This window comes from Streptomyces sp. NBC_01116 (assembly GCF_041435495.1).
Lineage (GTDB): Bacteria > Actinomycetota > Actinomycetes > Streptomycetales > Streptomycetaceae > Streptomyces.
Genome location: NZ_CP108644.1, coordinates 5,861,820 through 5,874,371, shown reverse-complemented (window position 1 = coordinate 5,874,371; position 12,552 = coordinate 5,861,820). Strand labels below are relative to the sequence as shown.

General features: G+C 71.3%; 11 protein-coding genes. 1 reads left to right on the top strand and 10 read right to left on the bottom strand.

The window, feature by feature from the left end; genetic code table 11:
• Positions 1 to 54 precede the first annotated feature (54 nt).
• The 4 genes from OG245_RS25995 to OG245_RS25980 form a co-directional block, all read right to left on the bottom strand.
• On the bottom strand, positions 55 to 1,584 hold the full coding sequence (locus OG245_RS25995) for a glycoside hydrolase family 3 protein (protein WP_371625853.1): 1,530 nt from the start codon (positions 1,582 to 1,584) through the stop codon (positions 55 to 57).
• A gap of 9 nt (positions 1,585 to 1,593) precedes the next feature.
• The gene (locus tag OG245_RS25990) at positions 1,594 to 2,457 is read right to left on the bottom strand and encodes a carbohydrate ABC transporter permease (protein WP_371625852.1); all 864 of its coding nucleotides are present in this window, start codon (positions 2,455 to 2,457) and stop codon (positions 1,594 to 1,596) included.
• A complete protein-coding gene (locus tag OG245_RS25985) occupies positions 2,454 to 3,461 on the bottom strand; it encodes a carbohydrate ABC transporter permease (RefSeq protein WP_371625851.1) in 1,008 nt (335 codons plus the stop codon). Before OG245_RS25985 ends, OG245_RS25990 begins: the two co-directional genes overlap by 4 nt.
• Positions 3,462 to 3,577: 116 nt before the next feature.
• Positions 3,578 to 4,876 (bottom strand): sugar ABC transporter substrate-binding protein, encoded by a 1,299-nt coding sequence (locus tag OG245_RS25980; RefSeq protein WP_371625850.1) that lies wholly within the window; start codon positions 4,874 to 4,876, stop codon positions 3,578 to 3,580.
• A gap of 279 nt (positions 4,877 to 5,155) precedes the next feature.
• Between OG245_RS25980 and OG245_RS25975 the strand changes: the two genes are divergently transcribed.
• Positions 5,156 to 5,920 (top strand): GntR family transcriptional regulator, encoded by a 765-nt coding sequence (locus tag OG245_RS25975; protein ID WP_371627989.1) that lies wholly within the window; start codon positions 5,156 to 5,158, stop codon positions 5,918 to 5,920.
• A 90-nt stretch (positions 5,921 to 6,010) separates the two neighbouring features.
• Here OG245_RS25975 and OG245_RS25970 read toward each other — a convergent pair whose 3' ends face one another.
• From OG245_RS25970 to OG245_RS25945, 6 genes are read right to left on the bottom strand one after another with little or no spacing between them, the layout of a single operon-like run.
• The gene (locus OG245_RS25970) at positions 6,011 to 7,021 is read right to left on the bottom strand and encodes an aldo/keto reductase (protein ID WP_371625849.1); all 1,011 of its coding nucleotides are present in this window, start codon (positions 7,019 to 7,021) and stop codon (positions 6,011 to 6,013) included.
• Complete coding sequence (locus tag OG245_RS25965) at positions 6,978 to 8,120, bottom strand: endonuclease/exonuclease/phosphatase family protein (RefSeq protein ID WP_371625848.1); 1,143 nt, start codon at positions 8,118 to 8,120, stop codon at positions 6,978 to 6,980. The genes OG245_RS25970 and OG245_RS25965 overlap by 44 nt, the downstream gene beginning before the upstream one ends.
• On the bottom strand, positions 8,117 to 9,274 hold the full coding sequence (locus tag OG245_RS25960) for a glycosyltransferase family 4 protein (protein WP_371625847.1): 1,158 nt from the start codon (positions 9,272 to 9,274) through the stop codon (positions 8,117 to 8,119). The genes OG245_RS25965 and OG245_RS25960 overlap by 4 nt, the downstream gene beginning before the upstream one ends.
• The gene (locus OG245_RS25955; RefSeq protein ID WP_371625846.1) at positions 9,271 to 10,419 is read right to left on the bottom strand and encodes an endonuclease/exonuclease/phosphatase family protein; all 1,149 of its coding nucleotides are present in this window, start codon (positions 10,417 to 10,419) and stop codon (positions 9,271 to 9,273) included. Before OG245_RS25955 ends, OG245_RS25960 begins: the two co-directional genes overlap by 4 nt.
• Positions 10,416 to 11,447, bottom strand: coding sequence for a glycosyltransferase family 2 protein (locus tag OG245_RS25950; RefSeq protein ID WP_371625845.1), 1,032 nt, complete (start codon positions 11,445 to 11,447; stop codon positions 10,416 to 10,418). The genes OG245_RS25955 and OG245_RS25950 overlap by 4 nt, the downstream gene beginning before the upstream one ends.
• 28 nt (positions 11,448 to 11,475) lie before the next feature.
• Positions 11,476 to 12,552 carry a UbiA prenyltransferase family protein gene (locus OG245_RS25945; RefSeq protein WP_371625844.1) on the bottom strand — a complete coding sequence of 359 codons (1,077 nt, stop codon included), beginning with the start codon at positions 12,550 to 12,552 and terminating at the stop codon, positions 11,476 to 11,478.

The following is a 12,552-nucleotide window of genomic DNA, read 5'->3' as shown; positions in this document are numbered from 1 at the left end:
CCTTGTCCTCTCGCCGGACGGGCTCGAAAATCGCCGGACGGGCTCGAAAGCGCGTCAGGCGTTCGTGCCGGTGATCGCTTCCGCCGCTGCCAGGCCGCAGACCCGGGCAGCGCCGTGGGTCGCGATGTGCAGCGAACCGCGCGGGGTCGACTGGGGCAGGCCCATCTCGACCACGATCGTGTCCGGGCGGGCCGCGAGCAGGACGTCGAGCGCGGCGCCCATCCAGGCGTGCCGGTGCTCGTCGCGGACCACGGCGACGATGCGCCGCTCCCCCGCCGCCGCCAGGATCTCGTCCGCCGGAGCGGCGGCCTGGTCGGTGTAGGTGTCCGCGCCGGTGCCGGGCAGGATCCTGCCCAGCTCGGCGGCGATGCCCCACGGGGTCTCGTCGCCGACCGCGATGTTCGCCACCGCGCTGAACGAGGCGACGTACGCCGCACCGGTCAGCCGGTCGCCGGCCCCGGTCACCCGGACCGCGCGGCGGGCGGCGACCAGACCGATGTCGGAGCTGACTCCGGTGCCGGGCGCGGTCCCCTCCTGCACTGCCGCGCCCGGCTCCGGGACATCCCCCCGGGCCCTCTGCGTCCAGGACGCCAGGGCTCGTACACGGGCGGCCGCGTCGGCGAGCCGCTCCTCGGTCAGGTCCCCGCTGCGCACGGCCGCGACGAGGGCGTCGCGCAGCCGCAGCACCGTCTCCTCGTCGGCCAGGCCGCCGCCCACACAGATGGCGTCGGCGCCCGCCGCGAGGGCGAGGACGGACCCGCGCTCGATGCCGTACGTACCGGCGATGGCGTCCATCTCCACGGCGTCGGTGACGATCAGGCCGTCGTAACCCAGCTCCTGGCGCAGCAGACCGGTGAGGATCTGCGGGCTCAGGGTCGCCGGGCGGTCCGGGTCGAGTGCGGGAAGCAGGATATGCGCGCTCATCACCGATTTGGAACCCGCGGCGATGGCCGCCCGGAAGGGCACCAGTTCACGGGCGTGCAGGGTGTCGAGGTCCACGTCGATGCGGGGCAGCGCCAGGTGCGAGTCGACCGCGGTGTCGCCGTGCCCGGGGAAGTGCTTGGTGCAGGCGGCGACGCCGGCGGCCTGGAGCCCCTCGATGTACGCGGCGGTGTGCCGGGCGGCCAGGCGGGTGTCGGCGCCGAAGGAGCGCACGCCGATGACCGGGTTGCCCGGGTTGGAATTGACGTCGGCGGACGGCGCCCAGTTGAGGTTGACGCCGCACTCGGCGAGCCGGCGGCCGAGCTCCTGGGCGACGGCCCGGGTGAGGTGGACGTCGTCCACCGAGCCGAGGGCGAAGTTGCCGGGGAAGGAGGAGCCGTGCGTGACCTCCAGGCGGGTCACGTCGCCGCCCTCCTCGTCGATGGCGACGAGGACGTCGTCCCGCTCGGAGCGGAGCCGCTCGGTGAGGGCGGTCAGCTGTTCGGGCGAGGTGATGTTGCGGCCGAACAGCCCGACGGAGGCGAGGCCTTCACCGACGCGGCGCAGCAGCCAGTCCGGTGCGGTGGTGCCGGTGAACCCGGGCTGGAGCACGGCGAGCGCGTCGCGCGTCACGGTGTCCGTGGTGGAAACGAGGGTGGTCATGGGCCCGCACTATCCCTTCACGGCGCCGGAAGTGAGGCCTGCGGCCATCTTCTTCTGGATGATCATGAAGAACACGACGACGGGGAGGGCGATCATGGTCGACGCCGCCATGAGGGCGCCGTAGTCCGTTCCGCGCTCGGTCGTGAACGTCATCAGCCAAACGTTCAGCGTGTACTTGGAGTTGTCGTTGATCAGGATGTACGCGAAGAGGTATTCGTTCCACGCGTTCACCAGGGCGAAGATCGAAGCGGCGGCGAGCCCGGGGGCCAGCAGCGGGAAGATCACGCGGCGGAAGGCCTGGAAGCGGGTGCACCCGTCCACCATCGCCGACTCCTCCAGCTCCACCGGGATGTTCACGACGAAGCCGCGGATCATGATGGTGGCGAAGGGCAGTGTGGAGACCAGGTAGACGACGATCAGGCCCCAGTACTCGTCGATCCCACCCATCGCGTTGAGCTGGGCGTAGATCGGGATGAGCATCGCCGTCGGCGGCAGCATCTGGACCAGGATCATGATCAGGACCAGGGCCTTGCGGCCGAAGAACCGGAACCGGCCGATGGCCAGGGCCGCCAGGGTCGCGATGATCATGCCGCCGACCACCGCGGTGACCGCGACGATCAGGCTGGACTGGATGGCGGTGGCGAAGTTCTGCTGCTCGGTCGCCCGGACGAAGTTGTCGAAGGTGATCGACGTGGGCCACAGGGTCTGGTCGTAGCTGCGGATCTCGTGGTTGGGCCGCAGGGCGCTGATGATCAGCCAGTAGACCGGGAAGACCATGACCAGGGCGATGCCGAGGCCGATCAGGTCGAAGTGCAGCCGGCTCTTCTTGCGGTCGGGCCGCAGCGCCTGTGTCGTCTGGGTCGAGCTGCTCATTCGACCTCTCCCGTCTTCATGAGCTGGCGCAGGTAGTACACGGCCACGCCGGACAGCAGCAGCACCGTGATCAGGGCGATCGCGGTGCCCTGGCTGAAGGAGGTGGACTCGAACGCCTTGGAGTAGGAGTAGAGGCCGAGGGTCTCGTACTCCGGCTCGGGCTTGTTGCCGCGCAACAGCCAGATCTGGCCGAAGACGTTGAAGTCCCAGATCACCGAGAGGGTGGCGACCATGGTGAAGACCGGCTTGATGACCGGCCAGGTGACGAACTTGTAGATGCCGTACGCGCTGGCGCCGTCGAGGGCGGCGGCCTCCTCCAGCTCCTGGGGGACCTGGGTGAGGGCGGCGTACAGGGTGACGACGACGAACGGGATGGCGCCCCAGACGACCAGCAGGGTGATGATGCCGAAGCCCTGGATCGGGTCGAGGTACCAGTTGTGTCCGAGCCAGTCCTCGCCGACGACCTTGGCGATCAGGGTGTTGATCAGGCCGTAGTCGGAGTCGGCCATGAACCGGAAGATCGAGGCGGCGACCATCAGCGGCATCGACCAGGCGGCGATGAGGCAGGCGGTGAGCACCAGCCGGACCCAGGTGGAGAGCTTGCGCATCAGCAGGGCGACGAGCAGACCGATCCCCATGGTCAGCGTCACGCAGACGACCATGAAGACGACGGTGCGGAAGGTGACCCACCAGAACTCGGAGTCGCCGAGGATGTTGGTGAACTGCTCGAAGCCGACCCAGGGAGCGGGCTCTCCGGACCACAGCTCACGGCGGCCCATGTCCTGGAAGGACATGATGACCGTCTTGCTGAGCGGGTAGAGGTAGACGGCGGCGATCGCCACGATCGCCGGGAGGATCAGGAGATAGGGGAGCAGTTCCCCCTTCTTCCGCTTCCTCTTCTGCACCCGGGGCGCATCGTCGTCGACGGACGACTTCCCGGTCACCTGCGGGTCGGGGGGTACGGGTACCGGCGGCCCGGCGGCCTTGGTATCAGCGGCAGACACGTGGCTGACCTTCCATCGCGGGTCCGGGGCGGGCCCCGGAATTCACGGCGTTCACTTGCGGGGAAAGGAGCGGGGGCCCGGCGCTGGCGCCGGGCCCCCGCCTGGCGATCGGAAGGTCAGGATTCCTTGTTGATCAGCGCGTTGATCTTGTCGTCGGCCTTCTTCGAGGCGTCGGCGACGGAGCCGCCCTTGACGATCTCCAGAAGCATGTTCTGGAGGATCTCTTCCTTCTCGATGGAGGCCCAGCCCGGCGCGATCGGCGTGAACCAGGCGTCCGGCACCGCGTTGGCGATGGCGGCGGTCTCCGGCTTGGCCTTCAGCGGCTCAAGCTGCTTCTCGTTGTTGGGGAGGATGTTCTTCGACGCGAGGACCTCCATGGACTTCGCGTTGGTGAAGAGGGAGATCCACTCCTCGCCGAGGTCCTGGACCTTGGACTTGGAGATCGTCGCGAGGTCCGAGCCGCCGATGAAGGACGGGAGCGCCTTGCCCTCCGGGCCGGGCATACCGGCCGTGGCGATCTTGCCCTCGAGCTTCGGGTTGCCGTTCTCGCCCGTGGTGACGCTGCCGGCCTCCCAGGCCTGGCCGTAGATGACCGCGGCCTTCTCGTTGGCCATCACGTTGGCGTGGTCCTGCTCGTCCTTCGTGATGTCGGCCTTGTTGTACTTCTTGACCAGGTCGATGAAGTGCTGGATGCCCTTCTGGGCCTCCGGGGTGGAGAGCGCGGACTTCCACTCCTTGCTGCCCTCGTCGTACGTGGCGATCTGGCCACCGTAGGCGGCGACGTAGGACATCGCGGCGTACCAGTAACGGCCCGGGAAGTAGAGGGACGAGGCGCGCTTGTCCTTCTTGCCCAGCTCGGCGGAGGTCTTGTCCATCGCGGCGAGGAACTCGTCCTCGGTCTGCGGGAGGGCGTCGCTGCCGGTGCCGGCCTTCAGCATGTCCTTGTTGTACACGGCCAGACGGGCGCTCGCGTAGTAAGGGACGCAGTAGGTCTTGCCCTCGAAGGAACACGTGTCCTTCAGACCCTTGATCCAGGTGTCCGAGTTCTCGTACTTCTTGGGGTCGATTTCTCCGAGCGCACCATTGAGGATGTACTGCATGGTCTCGGTGTTGCCGAGTTCGACAACGTCCGGGAATTTGTCGCCCGCGAGAGAGGTGTCCAGCTTCTTGACCTTATCGGCCCACTGCTGGTACTGAACCTTGACCTTGACGCCCGGGTACTTCTTGTTGAACTCGGCGTTGACGTCCTTGACCAGTTCCGGCCAGGTGGACCGGGCCTCGCCCATGAGCCAGACGGTCAGGTTCTCCTTGCGGTCCTTCGGGTCCGCGGACGACTTCGTGTCGTCCGAACCACACGCCGCGACCGAAACCAACATGCCCGCGACACCGATAGCCGCGATGAGCTTGCGCTTCACGTCAAACCCTCCTCAGGGATGCTGCAACCCCACCCACCGCGAAGTCATTCGACGAGTTCTGCTGGGGCTGGACCTGGTCTTTAATGGTTTAGACCAGTACCGGGAGCTTGGCCTAGACCTTTAGGGGTGTCAAGGGTGTATAAGAAGTGCACTCGCGTCCGTTATAGGACCGACACCTAAGGGAGGGCGACGACCCGTGACCGGACCGTGCCACCATGTGAGCCGCGACAGACGGAGGAGCCGGTGACGGCAGCAACGCAGCAGTCGGGAAGGCGGGCCATGGGCGCCGACGGGGGCAGGACGGGGAGCGAGACCGGTGCCGGTACGCGCACAGCGCGCGTACCGAAGTACTACCGGCTCAAGCGGCATCTCCTCGACATGACGGACACCCTGCCGCCCGGCACCCCGGTGCCGCCGGAACGCACCCTGGCGGCCGAATTCGACACCTCGCGCACCACCGTGCGCCAGGCGCTCCAGGAACTGGTCGTCGAGGGCCGGCTGGAGCGCATCCAGGGCAAGGGGACCTTCGTAGCCAAGCCGAAGGTCTCCCAGGCGCTCCAGCTCACCTCGTACACCGAGGACATGCGGGCCCAGGGACTGGAGCCGACGTCCCAACTGCTGGACATCGGCTATGTGACGGCGGACGACAGGCTCGCCGGTCTGCTGGACATCTCGACGGGCGGCCGGGTGCTGCGCATCGAGCGCCTGCGGCTCGCCAGCGGGGAGCCGATGGCGATCGAGACCACGCACCTTTCGGCCAAACGCTTCCCGGCGCTGCGTCGTTCGCTGGTGAAGTACACCTCGCTCTACACCGCGCTCGCCGAGGTGTACGACGTGCGCCTCGCCGAGGCGGAGGAGACCATCGAGACCTCGCTCGCCACCCCGCGCGAGGCGGGGCTGCTGGGCACGGACGTGGGGCTGCCGATGCTCATGCTGTCCCGCCATTCGGTGGACGGCCAGGGCGAACCGGTGGAGTGGGTGCGTTCGGTGTACCGGGGCGACCGGTACAAGTTCGTGGCCCGCCTCAAGCGCCCGACGGACTGACCGCCGGGAGTTCCGGCGCGGTAAGCACAGGGCGGTGGCCCGGGGACGAGATCCCCGGGCCACCGCCCGTTTTCGGTCACACGGTTCGCGTCAGCGCAGTTCGGGGTCGGTCTCGATGACGCTGTACGGATACGGGAGCGTCTGGTCGCTCGCCGCGGTCAGCAGGGCGGCGTCGGCCGGGTCGAGGTCCAGGTCCGCCGCGCCCAGGTTGGTCTCCAGCTGCTCCAGGGTGCGGGCGCCCACGATGGGGGCGGTGACCCCGGGCCGGCCGAGCAGCCAGGCGAGGGCCAGCACCGGCACCGCGAGGCCCGTGCGTCCGGCGACCTCGTGCAGGGCGTCCAGCACCCGCCAGGTGCGCTCGTCGCCCTCGTACGCGCTCCACGACTCGCCCCAGCCGAGCTTCTCGGCGGTCTCCACCCGGGTCCCCGTGGGCGGCCTCTCCGTGCCGCGCCGGATCGCGCCGCTCAGCCAGCCGCCGCGCAGCGGGCTCCACGGGATGACGCCCAGGCCCTCGTTGCGGCTGACCTCCATCAGCTCCCACTCGGCGGAGCGGTCCAGCAGGTTGTAGAGCGGCTGGAGGGCGGTGAAAGGCTCCCAGCCGTGTCCCCGGCTCAGGTCGATCGCCTTCTGGAGCTGCCAGCCGGAGAAGTTGCTGGCCCCGATGTAGCGGACCTTCCCGGAGGTGACGAGAGCGTCCAGGGTGGCGAGCGTCTCCTCCAGCGGGGTGCCCGGGTCCCAGGCGTGCACCTGGTAGAGGTCGATGTGGTCGGTGCCCAGCCGGCGCAGGCTCGACTCGACCCCGGAGATCAGGTGGTTGCGGCCCAGGCCCCGGTCGTTGGGGCCCTCCCCCGTGCCGTACCGCACCTTGGTGGCGATCACCACGTCGTCGCGGCGCTGTCTCTTCAGCCAGCGGCCGAGGATCTCCTCGGAGGCCCCGGCGGAGTAGATGTCGGCGGTGTCCACGAAGGTGCCGCCCGCCTCGGTGAAGCGGTCCAGCAGGGCGTGGCTGGTGCTCTCGTCGGCCTCGCGGCCGAACGTCATGGCGCCGAGGCAGAGTTCACTGACCCGCAGGCCGGTCTTTCCCAGGTAGCGGTAACGCATGGTGAGTTCCTTCGTCGTGATGGCGGATACGGGGGTCGGTGTCGGCCGGGCGGTCCGGTTCGGTGAGCGACACGGACACCTCCTGGACGCTGTGGTCGGACAGGCCGCGCGGATCGCGGAAGCGGTAGTGGTGGACCCGGGCGCCCGGTGTGGTGAGCACCCAGTCCAGCCGCCACCAGCGCAGGCCGGGTCGGGCCTGCCAGGTGGTGGGGCAGAGCTTTCCGGCGACGGCGACCGCGTCGGCGCCCAGGCGGGCGATGCGGCGGGCGTCCCCGATCGCGGCGGTGGTGTTGAAGTCCCCGGCGATCAGGGCCGGATGGGGGCAGCCGGCGACGTCCCCGAGGAGTCCCCGGTACTCCCGTGCCCGGTCGGCGGCCCGGGTGCGGACCGCGCGGTAGAAGTCTGCGCGCAACGGGCTGATGAGTCGCAGCTGTACCGGGATGTGGACGTTGAAGGTGGCGAGAATCCGACCGTCGCCCGGCATCTCCAGGTCCACCCGCAGGGTCCGGCGGGCGGCCGTCTCGACGGTCGCGGCGACCGGCAGCCGGGACAGGGTGATCAGGCCGCGGGCGATGACGGCCCGGTGGCCGGGGAAGGTCTCGCGCAGCCGCCGCTCGTCGTCGATCAGGCGGTAGGTGCCGTCGAACTCGTCGTGGTGGTATTCCTGGAGGAGGTAGACGTCGGCGTCGAGCCCGCGCAGGAAGGCGTAGAAGGGCTCGGGATCGGTGGACTGGCACCAGTGCTGGGTGTTCCAGGACACGACGCGCACCGCCCCGTCCGGCGGCGGGCGGCGCGCTCCCCGGACGAGCGCGCCGGGCACGAGGCCGGACTGCCGGGCCCCGAGCAGGAGGGCCGCGCCCGCCACGACCGCGGCCGTGAGGTCCCCCGTCGCCCCGGCTGCCACCAGGAGCAGGGCGGGCACGGCGGCGAACACCGGCGGCGGCAGCAGCGAGGGCAGCAGCCAGAACCACCAGCGGCCGTTGAGGACGAGGTGCGCGGCCAGGAACACCGCCCAGACCCCGGCCGCCCACAGCGCCCAACCACCGCCCGGCCAGGCGGCGACCGCCCCGGCCGCCGTCAGGATGCCGGCCGTTCTCACGCGGGGGCTCCCCGTACGGCCCCGGCCTCCTGGAACAGCGCGTCGTAGGCGTCCAGGCAGCTGTCGGTCCCGTACCGGGCGCGGGCGTCACGGCCTCCCTCGGCGCGGCGCTCCGGGGCGTAGGCGGCCACCTCCCGGAGGGCTCCGGCCAGGGCGTGGGCGTCGCCGGGCGGGAAGAGGCGGCCGAAGCCGGTCTCGGACACCGGCACACGCATGCCGGGAGCGTCGCTCGCGACCGAGGGGACGCCGAGCATCATCGCCTCGGCCTGGGAGATGCCGAAGGACTCCTCGGCGACGGACGGCAGGGCGAAGGCGTCCAGCGAGGCGTAGAAGCCCGCCACCCGGTCGTCGGGGAGGAAGCCGGTGAACCGGATGCGGGTGTCGTCGCCGGCCCGTGCCCGCAGGGCCCCGACGACGCTGCCGCCCGCGACCTTGGAGTAGTCGCCCGCGATCAGCAGCCGGGCATCGGGGTCCGGGATCGTCCGGAAAGCGTCGACCAGATGGTGGAGCCCCTTCTCCGGCGCGATCCGGCCGAGGAAGCCGAAGTGCGGGCCCGCCGTCTCGCGGAACGCGGCGGGCGCGGGCTCGCGTTCGCGGCAGGGCGGGGCGATGGCCAGCAGCCGGCGCCCGCGCATCAGGGGCCAGTGGCGCGAATGCTCCGCGTGGTCCACGTTGTTGACGACCACGGCGGCCGAGCGGCGCAGCGCCCCGGCCACCGAGGCGTCGACGACCTTCACCTGGAGCGGGGCGAGAGCGCCCCCGGCCAGCCAGACGTCGTCGTGGTGGGTGGCGACGACCGGGGTGGCCCCGGCGAGGCGGGCGACGAGCCCCGCCTCCAGCATCGGCAGGTGGAGGTTGACGACCCGGGAGGCGCGGGCGATCCGCCCGGCGAGCGGGGCGAACCCGGGGCTGATCACCCCGCGTCCGAGCCGGGCGGCGACCGGGGCGCGGAACACCTCGACGCCGTTCACCCTCTCCCGTGCGGGGCGGTCCGGATCGTGCCGGCAGGCGACGACGGCGACGCGGCGGCCCCGCGCGGCGAGCCCCTCGGCGACCGTGCGGGCCACTTCGGTGAGCCCGCTGGTGTACGGGAGGTAGTAGGTGAGCACGATCGTCACGTCGAAGCGGGGCGAGCGCGCGGAGCGCCGGGTCATGACCGGTCCTTCTCGGTGGCCGGGGCGGACGCCCCGGGGGCGGGCAGGGAGAGGCGGAGATCGATCAGCCGGTGGGTGGAGAGTGCGGCGGGCGGGTCCTGGACGGACTGCCGGTGCAGGTCGATCCGGGGCGAGACGAACGCCCAGTCGAGCCGCCAGAGCGCCGGGCCGCTGACCGGGAAGGTCGCCGGGTACACCGAGTCCCCCGCGTCGGCGGCGTCCCGCAGCCCGTCGAACCACCGCAGGTCCCCGGTGCCCGGCAGCACGTTCAGGTCCCCGGCGAGGACCACCGGGTGGCCGTTGGCGTCGAGGTCCTCGCGCAGCGCCTCGAAGTGCCTCGCGCGGCGTTCGGAGAGCTGCCGAACCGAGCGGTGGTAGGCGGCGGTCAACGGGTTGCGGTCGACGTTCAGCAGATCGGGCAGGTGGGTGTTGTAGAGGGACAGGGTCCGGCCGTCGACGTCGATGTCGGTGCGCAGGACCCGGACGTTCCAGTAGTCGGCCCAGGAGGTGTCGGGCGGGGCGAGCCCGTCGGGGCGCAGCGCCCGCGCCGAGGTGATCGGGAAGCGGGACAGCGTGAGGAACTCGCCCTCGGTGGCGATGTGGAAGCCGGGGAACTCCTTCCGGAGCCGGGCGAGGTCGTCGATCGGCGCGGGTTCGTCGCCCCGGGCGTTCTGGTACTCCTGGAGGAGGTAGACGTCGGCGGAGCGGGACTTCAGGTAGGCGTAGAACGCGTCGCTGTCGCTGTCCTGGTCCCAGAAGAAGGTGTTCCAGCTGACCACCCTGAGGGAGTCCGGGGGCACGGCGGGCGTCCCGCGCAGGAGCGCCCCGGGGTGCAGCCCGGTCTGCCAGGAGCCGAGCAGCAGGGAGAGCAGGACGACGCCCACCGCCGCCCGCCTGCCGTGCCGGATCAGGGCGGCCGGGATCAACAGGGCGAGCGGGAACAGCAGATGGAGTACGGGCGGGGCGAGGCCGAGGCCGTTCCACGCCCACCAGCGGCCGCTGAGGAGCGCGCGGGCGGCGACGAAGAGGGCCCACAGGACGGCGACGGCGAGCAGCAGCCGGCCGGGCCAGCGGCGGGGCGGCCCTTCGGGCTCGGGCGGCGCGGCCGGGTCCGCCACCGCGCCCGGAGCGAGGGTTCCGGTCATGTGGCGGCCCTCAGCGGTGCGAGGTGCTCCCCCGGCTCGTACAGCCGGCGGAAGCGGCGGGAGGTCAGCCACTGGAGGACGCCGACGCCCGCGCCCGCCGCGATGACCGCGTTGACCACGGTGTGCGTGAAGGCGAAGTACGCGGCGAACAGGGGGCCTCGGCGGCGCAGGACGAAGCGGTGGAGGGCGGTGTCCGCGAGGAGGGCGAAGGCCAGCAGGGCCGCGGGGGCGAGCAGCCAGGGCAGGGCGAGCAGGCCGAGCGGCAGGGTCAGCGGGGCGAGCAGGGCCGCGACGCTGGCTCCGGCGCGCGGCCCGGTGGCGATGCCGCCGGGGAGGTCGCCGCGCCGGACGTACAGCGGGATGTGCAGCCGGGTGCGGTGGAAGACCTTGCGCAGCACGACCCGCCAGGTGTCGTCGTGGTCGTGCCGGCCGCGCACGGCGGTGGAGCTGTGGACCTCGTAACTCCGGCAGATCCGGGCGGCGTAGTCGCCGTCCTCGGTGTGCCTCAGCCGCGGGTTGAAGGGGCCGATCTCGGCGAAGACCCGGGCGGGCATGGCGCAGATCGCGGTGTGGAGGGTGCCGATGCGGCCCTCGGTCTCGGCGAGCCAGTAGAACTGGTGGAGGCAGCGGTACTCCTCGATCAGGCTGTCCCGGATGAGGGGTTCGGCGTCGTAGGTGCCGCAGACCGCGCCGATGCGGGGGTCGGAGTCGAGCAGGGCGACGGCGTTGGCGACGGCGTCCTGCTCCATCGCGACGTCGGAGTCGACGAACACGATGATCTCGCCCCGGGCGTGGGCCGCCCCGGTGTTGCGGGTGGTGGCCACTCCGCTGTTGACGCCGGTGCTGATCACCCGGACGCCGCAGGCCTCGGCGACGGCGACCGAGTCGTCGGTGGAGCAGTCGTCGATCAGCAGCACCTCCAGCGGTTCGTAGGTCTGGGCGAGTGCGGCGCGCAGGCAGAGCTCCAGGGCGCGGCCGTAGTTGTAGTTGGGGATGACGACGGAGACGAGCGGTTGCTTCCGGTTCATGGGGCGGCGCCTTCGGGCGGTCGGTGGGTCATGCGGACGCGTGCGGGAGGAGGAGGGCGAGGGCGACGAGCACCGCCCACAGCGCCGCGTTGACGAGCGTGGCGCGGTCCCGGAAGAGGACGTGGACGGGGTTGCCGCCGCCCTCCTCGACGAGGAGGAGCTGGAGGTAGCGGGCGAGGCCGAAGACGGCGCAGGGGGCGGAGAGCAGGGTGACGAGGGAGGCCCCGGCGGCGAGGGCCGCGTCGTCGCGCAGGTAGAGCACGTAACTGACGGCGGTCAGCACGGCGACCAGGACGACGAGGTGGTCGAGGAAGGCGAGCGTGTAGCCGCGCAGGGCGGGGCGGTGGGCGCGGCCCGCCGCCGTCATCTCGTGCCGGCGTTTGCCGAGTGCCAGCATCAGGCAGAGCGAGAAGACGCACAGCGCCAGCCACTCGGACATCCGGGCGCCGACGAGCAGCGACCCCTGGACGAGCCGCAGGACGAAGCCGGTCGCCACGATGAACGCGTCCACCAGCGGTACGTGCTTGAGGCCCTGGGAGTAGGCGAGGCTCAGCGCCAGGTAGAGGGCGGTGGGCCACCACTGCCAGGCGGGCCCGGCCACCGCCCAGCCGGTCAGCGACAGGGCGAGGAGGCCGGTCAGCACTCCGGCGGCGGCGGTGGACACCCGGCCGGAGGCGATCGGGCGGTGGCGTTTGACCGGGTGCAGCCGGTCCCGCTCCCGGTCGGCGAGGTCGTTGACGACGTAGACGAGCGCGGAGGCGAGGGTGAAGCCGAGGACGGCCCAGCCGGTGCGCAGGAAGGCGGCGGCCCCCCACGCCTGGGCGTCGAGCAGGGCCAGCGGGACGACGGCCAGGTTCTTCACCCACTGGCCGGGGCGCAGGAGTGCGAGGAGGTCGCGTGGGCGGGAGCGTCGGCGACGGCCCCGTACGTCGGTGGCGGTCACGCTCGTGGTGGTGGCCGTGACCGCGGTCACGGTCACGGTCGGTAGGGGCTGAAGCGGTTCCGCGGTGGTGGGTTCGGGCAGGGCGGTGAGGTCGGCCGGTTCGGGTTCGGGCGGGACTGCCACCACGCGCACGGGCGCGGGTGAGGACCGGGTGATGTCCAC

What these genes read in the sequence shown, in the direction of transcription:
- OG245_RS25995 (WP_371625853.1), bottom strand. Translation starts at nt 1,584, where the DNA reads ATGACCACCCTCGTTTCCACCACGGACACCGTGACGCGCGACGCGCTC.
- OG245_RS25990 (WP_371625852.1), bottom strand. Translation starts at nt 2,457, where the DNA reads ATGAGCAGCTCGACCCAGACGACACAGGCGCTGCGGCCCGACCGCAAG.
- OG245_RS25975 (WP_371627989.1), top strand. Translation starts at nt 5,156, where the DNA reads ATGGGCGCCGACGGGGGCAGGACGGGGAGCGAGACCGGTGCCGGTACG.
- OG245_RS25970 (WP_371625849.1), bottom strand. Translation starts at nt 7,021, where the DNA reads ATGCGTTACCGCTACCTGGGAAAGACCGGCCTGCGGGTCAGTGAACTC.
- OG245_RS25960 (WP_371625847.1), bottom strand. Translation starts at nt 9,274, where the DNA reads ATGACCCGGCGCTCCGCGCGCTCGCCCCGCTTCGACGTGACGATCGTG.
- OG245_RS25955 (WP_371625846.1), bottom strand. Translation starts at nt 10,419, where the DNA reads ATGACCGGAACCCTCGCTCCGGGCGCGGTGGCGGACCCGGCCGCGCCG.
- OG245_RS25950 (WP_371625845.1), bottom strand. Translation starts at nt 11,447, where the DNA reads ATGAACCGGAAGCAACCGCTCGTCTCCGTCGTCATCCCCAACTACAAC.